The 14,955-nt window shown below is 65.4% G+C and carries 13 protein-coding genes; 11 read left to right on the top strand and 2 right to left on the bottom strand.

Going from position 1 to position 14,955, the window contains the following annotated elements:
• Positions 1-109 precede the first annotated feature (109 nt).
• On the bottom strand, positions 110-1,270 hold the full coding sequence (locus A4H34_RS09525; RefSeq protein ID WP_064231936.1) for a hypothetical protein: 1,161 nt from the start codon (positions 1,268-1,270) through the stop codon (positions 110-112).
• 233 nt (positions 1,271-1,503) lie between these two features.
• On the opposite strand from A4H34_RS09525, the gene dapA reads away from it, so the two are divergent.
• The 3 genes from dapA to A4H34_RS09510 all read left to right on the top strand — a co-directional run bounded on the left by dapA (position 1,504) and on the right by A4H34_RS09510 (position 6,947).
• Positions 1,504-2,409: a 4-hydroxy-tetrahydrodipicolinate synthase gene (dapA, locus tag A4H34_RS09520; RefSeq protein WP_064231935.1), complete on the top strand. Its 906-nt coding sequence runs from the start codon at positions 1,504-1,506 to the stop codon at positions 2,407-2,409.
• Between the two features lie 102 nt (positions 2,410-2,511).
• Complete coding sequence (locus A4H34_RS09515; RefSeq protein ID WP_009199833.1) at positions 2,512-4,185, top strand: ribonuclease J; 1,674 nt, start codon at positions 2,512-2,514, stop codon at positions 4,183-4,185.
• A 170-nt stretch (positions 4,186-4,355) separates the two neighbouring features.
• Positions 4,356-6,947, top strand: a complete 2,592-nt coding sequence (locus A4H34_RS09510) for an FtsK/SpoIIIE family DNA translocase (RefSeq protein ID WP_064231934.1) — start codon at positions 4,356-4,358, stop codon at positions 6,945-6,947.
• 104 nt (positions 6,948-7,051) lie between these two features.
• Here A4H34_RS09510 and A4H34_RS09505 read toward each other — a convergent pair whose 3' ends face one another.
• On the bottom strand, positions 7,052-8,377 hold the full coding sequence (locus A4H34_RS09505; RefSeq protein WP_231871025.1) for a CapA family protein: 1,326 nt from the start codon (positions 8,375-8,377) through the stop codon (positions 7,052-7,054).
• 196 nt (positions 8,378-8,573) lie between these two features.
• Between A4H34_RS09505 and pgsA the strand changes: the two genes are divergently transcribed.
• The 8 genes from pgsA (at position 8,574) to miaA (ending at position 14,830) form a co-directional block, all read left to right on the top strand.
• On the top strand, positions 8,574-9,167 hold the full coding sequence (pgsA, locus tag A4H34_RS09500; RefSeq protein ID WP_064231932.1) for a CDP-diacylglycerol--glycerol-3-phosphate 3-phosphatidyltransferase: 594 nt from the start codon (positions 8,574-8,576) through the stop codon (positions 9,165-9,167).
• 43 nt (positions 9,168-9,210) lie between these two features.
• Positions 9,211-9,738 carry a CinA family protein gene (locus tag A4H34_RS09495; RefSeq protein WP_064231931.1) on the top strand — a complete coding sequence of 176 codons (528 nt, stop codon included), beginning with the start codon at positions 9,211-9,213 and terminating at the stop codon, positions 9,736-9,738.
• Positions 9,739-9,840: 102 nt separating this feature from the next.
• Positions 9,841-10,239: a helix-turn-helix domain-containing protein gene (locus A4H34_RS09490; protein ID WP_009199827.1), complete on the top strand. Its 399-nt coding sequence runs from the start codon at positions 9,841-9,843 to the stop codon at positions 10,237-10,239.
• Positions 10,226-10,462, top strand: a complete 237-nt coding sequence (locus tag A4H34_RS09485; protein WP_064231930.1) for a DUF3046 domain-containing protein — start codon at positions 10,226-10,228, stop codon at positions 10,460-10,462. Before A4H34_RS09490 ends, A4H34_RS09485 begins: the two co-directional genes overlap by 14 nt.
• A 293-nt stretch (positions 10,463-10,755) precedes the next feature.
• Positions 10,756-11,802, top strand: coding sequence for a recombinase RecA (gene recA, locus A4H34_RS09480; RefSeq protein WP_009199825.1), 1,047 nt, complete (start codon positions 10,756-10,758; stop codon positions 11,800-11,802).
• On the top strand, positions 11,783-12,316 hold the full coding sequence (locus A4H34_RS09475) for a regulatory protein RecX (protein WP_082903190.1): 534 nt from the start codon (positions 11,783-11,785) through the stop codon (positions 12,314-12,316). The genes recA and A4H34_RS09475 overlap by 20 nt, the downstream gene beginning before the upstream one ends.
• Positions 12,317-12,338: 22 nt before the next feature.
• A complete protein-coding gene (gene miaB, locus A4H34_RS09470) occupies positions 12,339-13,883 on the top strand; it encodes a tRNA (N6-isopentenyl adenosine(37)-C2)-methylthiotransferase MiaB (RefSeq protein ID WP_064231929.1) in 1,545 nt (514 codons plus the stop codon).
• Between the two features lie 23 nt (positions 13,884-13,906).
• Entirely contained in the window at positions 13,907-14,830 is a 924-nt protein-coding gene (miaA, locus tag A4H34_RS09465; RefSeq protein WP_064231928.1) for a tRNA (adenosine(37)-N6)-dimethylallyltransferase MiaA, read from the top strand.
• Positions 14,831-14,955 lie beyond the last annotated feature (125 nt).

Raw genomic sequence — 14,955 nt, 5'->3', positions numbered from 1 at the left:
AGGCTGTTTGCAAGAGGGCCATTGGCCGCACGAGTCCTCGAATCGGCGGCCGCCAGATGTGTCGCGCGTTTCGGGCGGACGCCGTCAAGGGCCGCGGGGCGGCGCTGGCCTATCGGCCGAAGAGGTCTCCGATGGTTTCGCCTACCTTGCGTGCCCCTTCGCCCACCGCGTCGGCCGTGTCCTTGATTCCGTTGCCGGCTGCGCTCACGGCGTTTCCGACCGTGTTGGACGCGGCTTCGACGCCCTTCCCCGCTGCGTCGAAGGCCTGCCCGGTTGCGTCGGCTGCGCCGTGGGCCATGTGGCCGACGCCTTCCCAAGCGTTTGAAGCGGTGTCCGTCATGAATTGCATGGCGTTGCCGCCTGTGTCCATCGCTTGGTCGATTCCCTGGCCCGCTGCGTCCATGACCGCGTTTCCAGCGTTTCCCAAGGCGTCATAGCCGGATGCGGCGAGGTTTCCCGCGCCTTCGACGGCGTCTCCCGCGAACCCTCCGAAGGGAAGGCCTCGCAGACCGTCCCCAGCTTGATGCGAAACTTGCCTCATAGCGTTGCCGGTTTGTTCGCTTGCAGACTGGAAGCCGTCTCCGCTGTGGTCCATGAACGAAGCGATGGCGTTTCCCGTTTGGTCGAGGCCGTGATTGGCCGCCGCGCCCGCATTGCGGGCTTCCTGCCCGGCGGCGCCCATGGCGTGGTCAAACGCGGACCCGGTGGCGGAAACTCCCTGCCCTGCGCCGGTCATAAGGGATCCTATGCCGGACCCGACGGTTTTGACGCCGCCGCCTGCGGCGTCGACGGCGGAGCCGAGGCCGGTGGTGAGCCCGCGTGCGGCGGTGGCGAATGTGTTTCCTGTCCCTTCGGAGTGCGGCGTGCGGTAGTATGTCCCGGCCCGGCCGGTCTCCTGCGTGCGTTCGGTTGGCGCGGAATCCAGCGAAGGCGTGATGACGGTGCCGGTCGGGTCGTTCCCCATTTCCGCGGCGACGGCGGACTCGAGCTGCGAGAAGTCTTGGCAGCCGCTCTGGTCCTGCTCTTGGACGAGGATGGCGGAATCCCTCAAGCTGCCGGCGTATTCGTGAAGGTCTTCCTCCGAAACGCAAAGCGCTTTGTCTAAGTATTCGGCTGCGGACAGCGCCGCTGCCCCCGAGGTCCCGCCGGTAATCTCCCGCTTGATTTCGTCGGCGATTGTCTGCACTCGCAGACTGGGAGCCTCGTCGGCGAGCGTCTCTGATTTGGAAGCCTCATTGTAAAGCTGGTCCGGCTCGACTTGCAAGGTCATTGAGACTCCTTCTATTGTGTGGGTTTGCAGGGAATAAGATAGCTCACGAAGCATGAATGCGCCTATGTTCGGGTGGGGGAGACCTTCCCCGCCTCCGATTTCACACTTAGAGTGCGGTGTGATAGTTCACGTACGTGACGCATTCGAAGAGGCCTGTCCGCCGCGCCACATTTTCCGCGTCGAATGACGGAAGTCCAGAATGGGCGCCGCAAGAAGCTGATACCTTCGTTGGCATGAGCGAGACGAGTCTACCCAAGCGCACATTCGGTTCGGTCGGCGTCGCAATGGTGACGCCCTTCTTCGAAGACGGTTCCCTCGACGTCGATTCCGCCGTCGCCTTGGCCAACAAGCTGGTCGACGACGGCTGCGACCTCATCCTGCTGTCGGGGACGACGGGGGAGTCGCCCACCACGCATCAGCCCGAAAAGGACGACCTCACCCGAGAAGTCGTCGCCTCCCTCAAGGGGCGCGGGGCCAAGGTCATGGCCGGCGCCGGCTCCAACGACACGGCCCACGCCGTGAGAATCGCCAGGGGGGCGCAGGCAAACGGGGCCGAGGCCCTGCTCGTTCTTCCGCCGTATTACAACCGGCCCTCGCAGGAGGGCGTGTACCAACACATTCTGGCAGTCACTGAGGCAAGCGACCTTCCCGTCATGCTCTACGACATACCCGGCCGCACGGGGGTCAAGCTTGACACCGCGACGCTTCTGCGGCTCGCCGAGCATCCCCGGATCATCGGCGTCAAGGACGCCACCGGCGACGTCGCCTCCGGCTTCATCAAGATGGAGCGCACAGGCTTGGAATACTACTCGGGCGACGACTCGCTCAACTTCGCCTGGCTCGCCCACGGAGCCTCGGGCGTCATATCCGTCGCCGGGCACGTGATCGGCTCCGGCCTGCGCGCGCTCGTGACCGAGATAGACGCCGGCGACCTTCCCGCGGCCCGCGCCGAGGCTGCGAAGCAGCGCCCGATCGTCGAGGCGATCATGGGCGGCGGTCAAGGCGCCGTCATGGCCAAGGAGGCGCTCAAACTCCTGGGAGCCCTTCCCAGCGCGACGCTTCGGCTTCCCCTGGTGGGGGCTTCGACGTCGCAGATCGCCGAACTCGCGGCCGTGCTCCGAGCCGAAGGCCTCATGTAGGCCTTCGGGCGGGCCGTTCGGCCGCTGCGTCGGGCCGCTTTGCAAGGCCCTCCGCCGAGGATCGTCGATTGGCTCCCCTGTCATACGTGCGACAATGTTGATGTGAGCAACCTTAGAACCCCACCGGATCTGTCGGCCGACACCGTTCGCATCGTCCCCTTGGGAGGGCTTGGCGAGGTCGGTCGCAATTGCAACGTCCTCGAATACGGGGGCAAAATCGTCGTCGTCGATTGCGGCGTCCTCTTTCCCGAAGAGCGGCAGCCCGGCGTCGACCTCATCCTGCCCGACATCGACTATCTGCGCGACAGGGTCGAAGACATCGAGGCCATCGTCCTCACACACGGGCATGAGGACCACATCGGGGCGGTGCCGTACCTGCTCAAGCTTCGACCCGACATCCTGCTGGTCGGAAGCCGCCTGACGATCTCCTTCGTCGAGGCGAAGCTCGCAGAACATCGAATCAAGGCGAATTCGCGCGTCGTCGCCGAGGGAGACGTTGAGAAGATCGGCCCCTTCGAGATGGAGTTCATCTCCGTCAACCATTCGATCCCCGACGCCCTCGCGGTGTTCGTCCGCACCGATCAGGGGAACATCCTCATAACCGGCGACTTCAAGATGGACCAGCTGCCCTTGGACGGCAGGCTCACCGACCTTCGCGCCTTCGCCCGCGCCGGGGAAGAGGGAGTCGATCTCTTCATGTGCGACTCGACCAACGCCGAGGTGCCGGGCTTCGTGCCGTCGGAGTCCGAAATCGGCCCCGTCATCGACGACGTCTTCGCCAGGGCGACCGGCCAGATAATCGTCGCCTCCTTCTCCTCGCACGTCCATAGAGTCCAGCAGGTCCTCAACGCGGCCCACGCGCACGGGCGCCGCGTGGCCTTCGTCGGGCGCTCGATGATCCGCAACATGGGGATCGCCGCCGAGCTCGGGTACCTCGACATCCCCGAGGGCGTGCTAGTCGACCTCGCGGACATGCCGTCGCTTCCCGAAAACGAGCGGGTCTTCATGTCCACCGGATCGCAGGGAGAGCCGATGGCCGTGCTTTCGCGCATCGCCTCGAAGTCGCACCCGAAGGTGGGCGCCGGGCCCGGCGACACCGTCCTGTTCGCCTCCTCGCTCATCCCCGGAAACGAAAACTCCGTCTACCGCCTCATCAACAACCTCATGAAGCTCGGGGCGAAGGTGGTCCATCAGGGCAACGCCCGCGTCCACGTCTCCGGCCACGCCGCCGCCGGCGAGCTCCTCTACTGCTACAACATCCTCGAACCCGCCTACGCCATGCCGATCCACGGCGAGGTGCGCCATCAGGTCGCCAACGGAGGGATCGCCGTCAAGACCGGGGTCCCCCCGCAGAACGTCATCCTCGCCGAGAACGGCTCGGTCATCGACATGCACGACGCCGAAGTGAGCGTCGTCGGCCAAGTGCCCTGCCACAACATCTACGTTGACGGCTCGTCCATCGGCGACATCACCGAAGAGGAGCTCAAGGACCGCAGGATCTTGGCCGAGGAGGGCTTCGTCGCGATATTCGCCGCGGTGGAGACGAAGGAGAAGGAGATCGTCACGGGCCCCCACATCCAAGCCCGCGCCGTTGCCGAGGACGATTCGGTCTTCGACGAGATACTTCCCGACGTCGCGGACGCGCTGCGCGAATCTTTGGAAAACGGGGCCGACACCTACCAGATGCAGCAGGCGATGCGCCGCGTGATCGGCCGGTGGATCTCGAGGAAGCTCCGGCGGGCCCCGATCATCATCCCGACGGTCGTGGAGGTGTGAGCCGATGGTCGCGCACGGGTCGAAGCCCGGGCGGCCGGCGGGCGCGAGCGGGCGACCTGCGCGGGAAAGGCGGCCGGATGGCCGCTCCCAGGCCGGGCGCGATCGGCTGTGGCACAGCGCTCGCGCGTTAGAATTCAGGTTCAATCGGGTGAAGGATTAGTGTTGCCACTGTGAGTCCCAGAGTTCCAAACAACCCCGCGAAGAAGAAGCCTCAGAAGGCCCCCGCGTCCAAGCAGCCGCAGAAGCAGCAGAAGGCCGAGGCTGACAATGCCGAGCCCCGGCTGACGGGAGTGCGCCGCGACGGCGTCGCATTCCTCCTCCTCGGCATCGCCGTGATCGTCGCCCTGCGCGAGTGGTTCGGCCTCTCCGGCGCGCTCGGCGGGCTCATCCACCATCTCACCGCGGGCGTCGTCGGGGTGCTGTCCGTCGTCGTCCCGCTCCTTCTCATCGCCGCGGCCGTCAAGTTTTTCCGCGCCTCGACGCGGGATACCAACCGGCGATTCGCCATCGGCATGGGAATGCTCGTCTTCGGCGTGGCCGGACTCGCCCACATCGCCGTCGATCCGATCAATCCTTTCGAGGATTTCTCCGGCGTCGAGGGCGCGGGAGGCCTCATCGGCCTGGCTACCGGGGGCGCCCTCGGCAAACTCCTCTCGCCTTATGGGGCTGTCCCGCTTCTTCTTCTGCTCATCGTCTTCGCCGTTTTGTACATGACGAACACGACCGTTCGCGAGCTTTACGGAATGATAAGGGAGCGTCTGAGGGACGAGCCCGACGACGAAGAGGACGCCCCGGCCAATCGCGGCGTCTCGGCGTCGGTTCCCTACGAGCAGGCGGCGGCCGTCGAAGAGTCGCCCAGGCCCTCGAGGCTTTTCTCGCGGAAAAAGAAGGCCGACGACGGCCAGGTTCCGCCCACGGAGGTTCTGCCTGGCGGCGACGCGACGGAGGTCCTTCCCGGCGCGGGCCGCGGCAAGGCCAAGGCGAAGGGCGGAGCAGGCGCCACAGAGGTCATCAAGCCCGTCGTCTCGAGCCCGCAAAAGCCGATCGACGGCACGGAGCCGCCCTCGCTTCCCGCCCCCGACATCTCGCTCGAACCGACTCCCGGTCAGCAGCTCACGCTCGACCCCTCCATCGTCTACCAGCTCCCGTCGCTCGGCGACCTGAAAGCCGGCCCTCCAGGAAAGGAGCGCACGGAGGCCAACGAGCGGGTCGTGGCCCAGCTGACGCAGGTTTTCACCGACTTCGGCATCGACGCGCAGGTCGTCGGCTTCTCCCGCGGCCCCACGGTCACCCAGTACGAAGTCGAGCTCGGCCCGGGGGTGAAGGTCGAGCGCATCACCGCGCTGTCGAACAACATCGCCTACGCCGTCGCCTCCGCGGACGTCCGGATCCTTTCGCCGATCCCCGGCAAGTCCGCCATCGGCATCGAGATTCCGAACGTCGACCGCGAAACGGTTCTGCTCGGCGACGTTCTGCGCTCCCCGGTGGCCCAGAAGGCAGACCATCCGCTGACCGTGGGCGTCGGCAAGAACGTCCGCGGCCAGTTCGTCGTCGCAAACCTCGCCAAGATGCCGCACCTGCTCGTCGCCGGCGCCACGGGCGCCGGCAAGTCCTCCTTCATCAACTCGATGATCACGTCGGTCATGATGCGCGCCACGCCGGACCAGGTGCGTATGATCCTCGTCGACCCTAAGCGCGTCGAGCTCACGATCTACGCCGGCATTCCTCATCTGATCACGCCGATCATCACGAATCCGAAGAAAGCGGCCGAAGCCCTCGAATGGGTGGTCAAGGAGATGGACGCCCGCTACGACGACATGGCGGCCTACCATTTCAAGAACATCGTCGACTTCAACGAGGCCGTCAAAGCCGGAACCGTCCAGTCCCACGACCCCAACCGGAAGCTCGCGCCCTACCCGTATCTTCTGGTCGTGGTCGACGAGCTTGCCGACCTCATGATGGTCGCTCCGCGCGACGTCGAAGCCTCGATCCAGCGCATCACGCAGCTGGCGCGCGCCGCCGGAATCCACCTCGTGCTCGCCACGCAGCGCCCCTCGGTGGACGTCGTCACCGGCCTCATCAAGGCGAACATTCCCTCGCGCCTGGCATTCATGACCTCGGCGCTCGCGGACTCCCGGACGATACTCGACCAGTCGGGGGCGGAAAAGCTCATCGGCCAGGGCGACGCGCTCTTTATGCCGGCGGGCGCCTCGAAGCCCATTCGCCTCCAGGGCGCGTGGGTGGACGAGGAGGAGATCGAGCGGGTCGTCGACCACGTCAAGGCCCAGCTCTCGCCGCGCTACCGCGACGACTTCGAAGAGGTTCAGGAAGCCAAGAAGCAGCGGGAGGAGATCGGCGAAGACCTGGAGATCCTTCTCCAGGCGGCCGACCTCGTGGTCGCGAGCCAGTTCGGTTCGACGTCCATGCTCCAACGCAAGCTGCGCATCGGGTTCGCTAAGGCCGGGCGCATGATGGACCTCCTCGAGCAGTACGAAATCGTCGGCCCGTCCGAAGGGTCGAAAGCCCGCGACGTCCTCGTTTCGCCCGAGTACCTCGACAACGCGCTCGCGATGCTGCGCGGCGAGCGCCAGAGCATCTTCGACGACGACGCCCCCGCCGAGCGGGCGGACGCCGCCGAAGGCGGACAGTCCGACGCGGTTCCCGAGGGGCACGGCGTCCCCGAGGCCGAGAACTGGCACGACGACGAAGACGACCCCTACGGGGAAGACGGCGAGGACGCCTGGCAGCTGACGGGAAGGTGAGAAGACGGCGGGAAGGCAGCACAGCCGGAAGGCGTTGGGCGCCGCCTCGCCGTCAGCGGGAGGGCGAAAAGGCTCGGGTGCGCCGCCGACACGGCGGCGCCTGCTCACTTTCTCTTGTTGCCGACCAGCTGCCCCTGAGGCTTCGGCGCCTCAGTGCGTTCGCTCTGGCTGCCCGTCGCCATGACGGGGTAGATGGTTTTCTCCCGCGCCTCAATCTCCGCCCGGCTGAGGGTCATGCCCTGCGGCCGCGCGCCCTTCTTGAGCTCGGCCAAGGGGAAGACCCTGAACGTCCGCTGATCCTGGGCCAGAGTCGTCCATTCGAGGCCGGTGACGCGGGGCTTTCCTTTCGCGGGGACCTCGACCGTCGCCGTCGTCATCAGCCCCGTCACCACGCCGTAGCCGTGGTTCTCGACGAGCTGGCCTGAAATGGTGTTGCCCATCGACCACACGACCGGCATTCCGCGGCCGTCGGGTCCGCCCTTGAGGGTGGTCACCGGTTCGGCCACGTGCGAATGGTTGCCGAAGACGAGGTCGATCTCCCCGGAATCGGCCAGCTCCCGGCCGATCTTCTTCTGTTCGGCGATCGGCTGTGTGACGTACTCGGCGCCCCAATGCATGGAGACGACGACGATCGACGCCCCGGCCTTTCGCGCGCGTTTCGCGTCCGCCACGAGATCCTTGACGGCCCTGCGCCCCTGATCGCCGACGACGTTCCAGGACCATTCCTTCCCCTTGGGAAAAGGAACTCCGTTCGTCAAGGTGGTCGCCGAAAGATGGGCGACGACGACGCCGCGCCCGCCGGAGCGCACCGTGTAGTACTGGATCTTGGAGGACTCGTCCCGCGTCCGCGCGGTGCCGGCGTGGCCGAGGCCGACCCTCTCGAAATTGTCGATTGTCGACGAGACTCCTTTGAATCCGCGGTCCATCGAGTGGTTGGTCGCGAGCGCGCAGCCGTCCCACCCCATGGCTTTGAGGGAGTCGGCGATTTGCGGCGGCGATCCGAAGGCGGGGTAGTTGGACGGCTTTTCGCCCGGCGGGACGATCGGAACCTCCAATGCGCACAGGGACAGGTCCGATCCCTCGATCCACGGCTGGATTGCCTTGAGCAGCTTCGTGTAGTCGTAGCCCTCCGCCGTTTTCGCGTGATGGTTGACCGACAGGTGCAGGAGGATGTCCCCGCCGGAGGCGATCGTGAAGCGCGTGGAGGATTGAGGCTTCTGCGTCCCCGTGGGCCTCGTCGACGTCGAGCCGCTGGCCGAGCCTGAAGGCGCCGCGGGACGTCTCAGGGAAGAGGCGGACGGTTTGGCGTTCGGGCCCCCGGAGGCCCCGTATCCCGGCACGAAGACCAGGGCGCCGGCGGTCACGGCGGCCGTCGCCAAACTGAGGCCGACGAACTTTCGGCCTAAGAAAGTTTGCATGCGTGAAGTCATAAAGTTTCCTTTTACAGGAATCCTATCGTGGCCGCTTCGCCGCATCGGAAAGGGAATTCGGTTAAGGGAACCTATACCCATGGAGAACCATGGTTTGCCGGAGTGAAAGCAGACGCAGCGTGGCATCGGCCCGCCCCGGCGCCCAAACCGTCAATCGGATACCCGCGGCGGCGAGAGCCCGGGTATCCTTGCTTGCGTGAGTAATAGCCACGGCGAGGACGCGGCAAAAGCGCCGCTGCTGAACATCGCCAACGTTCTGACCGTCATCAGGCTGGCGCTCGTGCCGGCGTTCGTCGTCGTCTATTTGGACGACGCCCCCGTGAGGTCGGCGTGCGCCTGGGCAGTGTTTGCCGCGGCCGCCTTCACGGACAAGGCCGACGGGCACCTGGCGCGCAGCCGAAACTTGGTGACCGACTTCGGGAAGATAGCCGACTCCATCGCCGACAAGGCCTTGATTTCCAGTGCGCTCATACTTCTGTCGTGGCACGGGCGTCTCTACTGGTGGATCACTGTGATCATGATCGGGCGAGAGCTGTTCATCACCGCCATGCGCATGACGGTCGTCAAGAAGAAGGTCATGGCGGCCGGGCGCGGAGGGAAGATCAAGATGTTCTTCCAGTCCATGGGAATCGCGGGCCTGCTCATTCCCTGGGCCTCTTTCCTCCCTGGGGCTCTCGCGAAGGGGCTGCTGTGGACCAGCTACGCGATGATCGGCGTGGCGCTTTACTATTCGGTCGCCTCTGCCGTCGAGTACGTCGCCGAGGCGAGAAAGATCGCGCGCGGTGAGTGAGGCCGAGCGTCGGTGTGAAATGCACGATGGGTCTGGCTGCGAAATGCCCGCCGAGGATCATGGCCCGGCCCCCGCCGGAGCTCGCGGCGCAGCGGCCGAGAAGGTTTGCAGCGCAATCGCCGAGATGGCCGAGCGGTCGATGACTCTCGCCTGCGCCGAATCGCTCACCGGGGGAGCGTTGTGCTCGGCTTTCGTCGAGATTCCGGGGGCGTCCGCGGTGCTTCGCGGCTCCGTCACAGCGTACGCGGTGGATCTCAAAGCCTCGATTCTGGGAGTCGACGGCGAATTGCTGCGAACGAAGGGGCCCGTGGAAGAACGAGTCGCCCTCGACATGGCGCGCGGCGTCTGCCGAATTATGGGGGCCGACGTCGCCCTCGCCACCACCGGCGTCGCCGGGCCGGGGCCGGCAGACGGGCATGCGGCTGGAACCGTGTGGGTCGCGTGCACGGGAAAATTGGGCGAGCGCGCACGCCTCTGCCGATTCCACGGCGGCCGATCGGACGTCCGAGCCCAGGCCGTCGAAGCGGCCGTGGACCTTCTGACAGAACTTCTTTGCATGACTCTCAGGTAACGATCAGAATCGGTTGGTAAAAATGTATTCAGGAACGGTGAAGCTCGCTTTTCCGAAAACCAGGCGGGAACAAACTCGTGACCGACCGCGTTGAAGAAGGTGATGACCATGGAGCTACGTACCGGCGTCAACCGGAAGTTTGAGAGCGCGCCCCGAGTCGCCAATCGCCCTGTGCCTACGGAGCAGGCGCTTTTGCGTCGCGAACTCGGCGAGGTGCTGCGTGAATACAGGCAGCGCCAGGGTCGGACGTTGCGTGAAGTCTCGTCTGATGCGAGGGTCTCGCTCGGGTACCTGTCGGAGGTTGAGCGCGGGCAGAAAGAGGCCTCTTCTGAGCTGCTTTCGTCCATTTGCAAGGCCCTCAACGTGCCTCTGAGCCACGTCCTGCGCCTTGTCGCGGACCGCGTCGATTTCGCCGAAGGCCGCGTCCCCCCGCGGATGCGCGTTCCCGACTCGGTCCCCGAATCGCTCGTCCGATCAGAGCTGGAGAGTGCGCGAATCTGAGTTCTGGGCGAATCTGGACTGGGCCTTTCCCCGCGGGAGAGGCCGCAGTCTTGCCCAGGACCTATTTCTGAGCGAGCTTGGCGGCGCGAGTCCCGCCGAGGCATTAAGGGAGGGCCAACCTCCGCAGGCCGTTTGGAACGCGGTGTGCCAGGCGATGGACTTGCCCGAGAGCTACAGGTTTCTCCATCGGATCTCATCCGACGACCGCGGGCGTTTGCCTTAACGTTCTTTACCCCGTTCGCAATGTCGGTTGTGCGACGTCGTCCGAAGTCGCACAGGGGCGGAGTTTCTTCTTCAGGCGGCGTTTTCGACACGCTGCAATGAATATGACTCGAACGCGTGTGCGGTGTACTGTGGTGCACGGGCTGCGCGGGCGGCCTACTTATCAACAGGTTTGGAAAGTAGGCCGCTTTTGTGTCGGAGGTCGGGCATAACGTAGTCCCAGACGGCCGCTCGGCGAGGGATGGCCGCGATGAAGACCTGCTCTGTCCACCCACTCGACACAAAGGAAAGAAGATGGCAGCCAAAAGCGAGGACCGCGCCAAGGCCCTGGATGTGGCCCTGTCGCAGATCGACCGGCAGTTCGGCAAAGGATCGGTCATGCGCCTGGGCGATCACGTTCAGACGAAGATTCAAGTGATTCCCACGGGGGCCACGTCGCTTGACGTCGCATTGGGCGTGGGAGGCCTTCCGCGGGGAAGGGTCATCGAAGTCTACGGTCCGGAGTCTTCGGGCAAAACGACGGTCGCCCTTCACGCCGTGGCGAATGCCCAGAAGAACGGAGGCATCGCCGCATTCATCGATGCGGAGCACGCCTTGGACCCCGAGTATGCAAAGAAACTCGGCGTCGACACCGACGCTCTCATCGTTTCCCAGCCCGACACCGGCGAGCAGGCCCTCGAGATCGCCGACATGCTCATCCGCTCCGGCGCGCTCGACATCATCGTCGTCGATTCCGTGGCCGCGCTCGTGCCCAAGGCGGAAATCGAAGGCGAAATGGGCGATTCGCATGTCGGCCTCCAAGCTCGCCTCATGAGCCAGGCGCTTCGCAAGATCACGGGCGCCCTGTCGGCTTCCGGCACCACCGCCATTTTCATCAACCAGCTGCGCGAGAAGATCGGCGTTTTCTTTGGAAATCCCGAGACGACGACGGGCGGCAAAGCCCTCAAATTCTACGCCTCTGTGCGTTTGGACGTGCGCAGGATCGAAACCCTCAAGGAAGGCTCCGAGCCGGTGGGCAACCGCACTCGGGTCAAGGTCGTCAAGAACAAAATGGCGCCTCCCTTCAAACAGGCGGAATTCGACATCATGTACGGTCAGGGAATCTCCCGCGAGGGATGCATCATCGACATGGGCGTCGACGGCGGCATAGTCCGCAAATCGGGGGCCTGGTACACCTACGACGGCGATCAGCTCGGCCAGGGCAAAGAAAAAGCGCGGCACTTCCTTCGGGACAACCCCGAGATCGCCGACGAGATCGAAGGCAAGATCCTCGCGAAGATGGGGATAGCGCCCGAGCCCGACGAAGGAAAGGACTCGCAGAATGCGGCAGACGAGGTCTGAAGTCATGGAGCTGAGCCGGTCGGAATGGCTCGAAAAGGGACGCGCGATCGTCATTCGACAGCTGTCGATGATGGATCGCTCCCGCCACCAGCTCGACGAGGCGATGGCCAAGCGGGGCGTTCCCGAAGACGTGCGCTGCGAGATCCTCGATCGCTACACCGAGCTAGGGCTGATCGACGACGCCCATTTCGCCGACGCGCTCGTGCAGACTCGGCTGGCGGGCGCAGGGACGTCGCGCCGCGTCATTGCCGAGGAGCTTCGGCGAAAAGGCATCGACGCGGACATCGTCGAGGCCGCGGTCGGAGCGATCGACGACGCCGAAGAGCTGGGCGCGGCGACCCGTCTGGCGCTCAAGCGCCTCGAACGGGGAGGCGGGGACCGCGCAAGCCTCCAGCAGCGAGTTTACGCCGCCTTGGCCCGGCGCGGTTTCTCTCACGACGTCTGCTCGATCGCTTTGCGACAGGCCAACGAGCTGCTGGGGTCCGAAGATTCCGAGGCGAGCTGGACGGATTGAAAGTGGACTAGACTTACTCGCGATGTCAGCTGTTGAACTCCCTCGTACGTACGCAATTCGCACGCTCGGATGCCAAATGAATGTGCACGACTCCGAGCGCCTGGCCGGCCTCCTTGAGAACGCCGGCTATGTCCCCGTCGCCGTCGTGCCCGAAAAGGCTGCACGGGCGACGGATGCGGGGGACGAAGGCGCTGACGTCGTCGTCGTCAACACATGCAGCGTGAGGGAAAACGCGGCGACCCGCCTTTTCGGCAATCTCGGCCAACTGGCAGCGGTCAAACGCGAGAGGCCGGGCATGCAAATCGCCGTCGGCGGCTGCTTGGCGCAGCAGATGCGCGGCGGGATCATCGAGAAAGCGCCGTGGGTCGACGCTGTGCTCGGCACCCACAATCTCGACGTCCTTCCAGCACTCCTCGAGCGTGCGCGGCACAACGCCGAGGCCGCGGTCGAGATAGAGGAATCGCTCAAGGTGTTCCCGTCGACTCTTCCCACCCGCCGCGAGAGCGCATTTGCAGCGTGGGTGTCGATCTCCGTCGGGTGCAACAACACCTGCACGTTCTGCATCGTTCCGCATCTTCGGGGCAAGGAACGCGACCGGAGGCCAGGGGAGGTCCTCGCCGAAGTCGAAGCCGTCGTCTCCGAGGGCGCCATCGAGGTGACCCTTCTGGGCCAGAACGTCAATTCGTACGGCGTGGGCTTCGGCGATAGACAGGCGTTTGCCAAGCTTTTGCGAGCCTGCGGCGAGATCGAGGGCTTGGAGCGCGTGCGCTTTACCTCGCCGCACCCTGCCGCCTTCTCCGACGAAGTCATCGCGGCGATGGCGGAGACGCCTTCGGTCATGCCCTCTTTGCACATGCCGCTCCAATCGGGTTCGGACCGGGTGCTTCGCGCCATGCGCCGCTCCTACCGCTCCTCGCGTTTCCTCGGCATCCTCGACCGCGTTCGCGCGAGGATGCCCGAGGCGGCCATCACAACCGACATCATCGTCGGTTTCCCGGGTGAGACGGACGAAGACTTCGAGGCGACCCTTGACGTCGTCGAACGTTCGCGCTTCGCCTCCGCGTACACTTTCATCTATTCGCCGCGCCCGGGAACTCCGGCGGCGGATATGGACAACCAGGTCGACCCCGAGGTCGTCTCCGACAGATATCGCCGACTTGTCGCCCTTCAAGAGAGAATCTCGACGGAGGAGAACAAAGCGAAAGAAGGCTCGGCCGTCGAAGTGCTCATCTCCGAGGGGGAGGGGCGCAAGGACGCCGAAACCGAGCGCGTCAGCGGCAGGGCGGCCGACAACCGTCTGGTCCACGTCGCCCTTCCCGCGGGAATCGACGCCGGGGACCGACCTCGTCCGGGGGACATGGTCCGCGCCGTCGTCACTCACGGCGCCCCGCACCACCTCGTTGCGGATTCGGCGCTCGCCGGGGGGCTTTTCGAGGTTCGCAGGACTCGGGCGGGCGAGGCGTGGGCCGCGCACCGGCGGCGCACGGAGCAGCTGACCGCCGAGGCCGAGGGCCGCGCCCCCGTTTCCCTCGGAATGCCGACGATTCGCCGGCGCCCCGCGCCCTGAGAAGAGTCTGAAAGGAATCCACCGTGGCGGTGATCGGCATTGTCGGGCCGACGGCGTCGGGAAAAACGGCCCTCTCGCTCGAGCTTGCCGAAGCCCTCGGCGGAGCAGACTCGGTTGAGATCGTCTCCGCCGACGCCATGCAGCTGTATCGGGGCATGGACGTGGGAACGGCGAAAATTTCCCCGGCTGAGCGGCGCGGAATCGTCCATCGTCAAATCGACGTGCTTGACGTCGTCGACGAAGCGAGCGTCGCCGCATACCAGCGCAGCGCCCGGGCCGACGTCGACGCGATACTCGCCGCGGGAAAGACTCCCGTGGTGGTGGGAGGATCGGGTCTGTACGTTTCCGGGCTGCTTGACAGGCTCGACTTTCCGGGGCGAGATCGCCGCGTTCGCGCCGAGCTGGAGTCGCTGCTGGAGAGGGAGGGCCCGGGGCCGCTGCTGGAGGAGCTTGCCCGCAAGGACCCGCAGGCGTACGAGGCAATGGATTTGGCGAACACCCGTCGTCTGGTGCGGGCGCTCGAGGCGATTCGGGTGACGGGCAGACCTTACACGCCGCGCTTTCCCCGACACACCGCCCACTATCCGAACGTTCGCCTTTTTGGGGCGTTCCGGGGCTCCGACGTGCTCAATGCGGCGATCGACCGCAGGGCCAAGGAGATGATGGCCTCGGGGCTCATCGAAGAGACGCGCGAGCTCATGGATCGCGGCTTGGCCAATTCGCCCACGGCCGGAAAGGCGACCGGATACGCCGAGGCGATGGCCGTCATCGAGGGTCGGATGCGAATCGAGGAGGCCGTCGAATCGATGTGTCTGGCTACGCGGCGGCTCGCAAAGAAGCAAACAAAATGGTTCAGGGCTGACCCGCGAATCGAATGGCTCGACCTGACCGACGGCGACGTCCCCCGCGCGGCCGGCGACATCCTGCGCGCCCTGGAGGCGACGTGACAGGTCTGCGCAAGAGGCGCGGCGGAACGACGCAGACGTTCTAGGCCAGAAGGAGGCGACGTGACAGGTCTGCGCAAAGGGCGCGGCTTTGCCCGCGAGGGCAGGATCGACGAAGCGGCGGGCGT

The organism is Peptidiphaga gingivicola (assembly GCF_001652275.1).
In the GTDB taxonomy this organism is placed as follows: domain Bacteria; phylum Actinomycetota; class Actinomycetes; order Actinomycetales; family Actinomycetaceae; genus Peptidiphaga; species Peptidiphaga gingivicola.
The sequence above is the reverse complement of the archived record's forward strand: the minus strand, read 5'-3'. Positions and strand labels throughout refer to the sequence as shown.

Excerpts from the sequence above, each read along its gene's own strand:
- A4H34_RS09525 (WP_064231936.1), bottom strand. The coding sequence starts at position 1,270 with ATGACCTTGCAAGTCGAGCCGGACCAGCTTTACAATGAGGCTTCCAAA.
- dapA (WP_064231935.1), top strand. The coding sequence starts at position 1,504 with ATGAGCGAGACGAGTCTACCCAAGCGCACATTCGGTTCGGTCGGCGTC.
- A4H34_RS09505 (WP_231871025.1), bottom strand. The coding sequence starts at position 8,377 with ATGACTTCACGCATGCAAACTTTCTTAGGCCGAAAGTTCGTCGGCCTC.
- A4H34_RS09495 (WP_064231931.1), top strand. The coding sequence starts at position 9,211 with ATGCCCGCCGAGGATCATGGCCCGGCCCCCGCCGGAGCTCGCGGCGCA.
- A4H34_RS09490 (WP_009199827.1), top strand. The coding sequence starts at position 9,841 with ATGACCATGGAGCTACGTACCGGCGTCAACCGGAAGTTTGAGAGCGCG.
- recA (WP_009199825.1), top strand. The coding sequence starts at position 10,756 with ATGGCAGCCAAAAGCGAGGACCGCGCCAAGGCCCTGGATGTGGCCCTG.
- A4H34_RS09475 (WP_082903190.1), top strand. The coding sequence starts at position 11,783 with ATGCGGCAGACGAGGTCTGAAGTCATGGAGCTGAGCCGGTCGGAATGG.
- miaB (WP_064231929.1), top strand. The coding sequence starts at position 12,339 with ATGTCAGCTGTTGAACTCCCTCGTACGTACGCAATTCGCACGCTCGGA.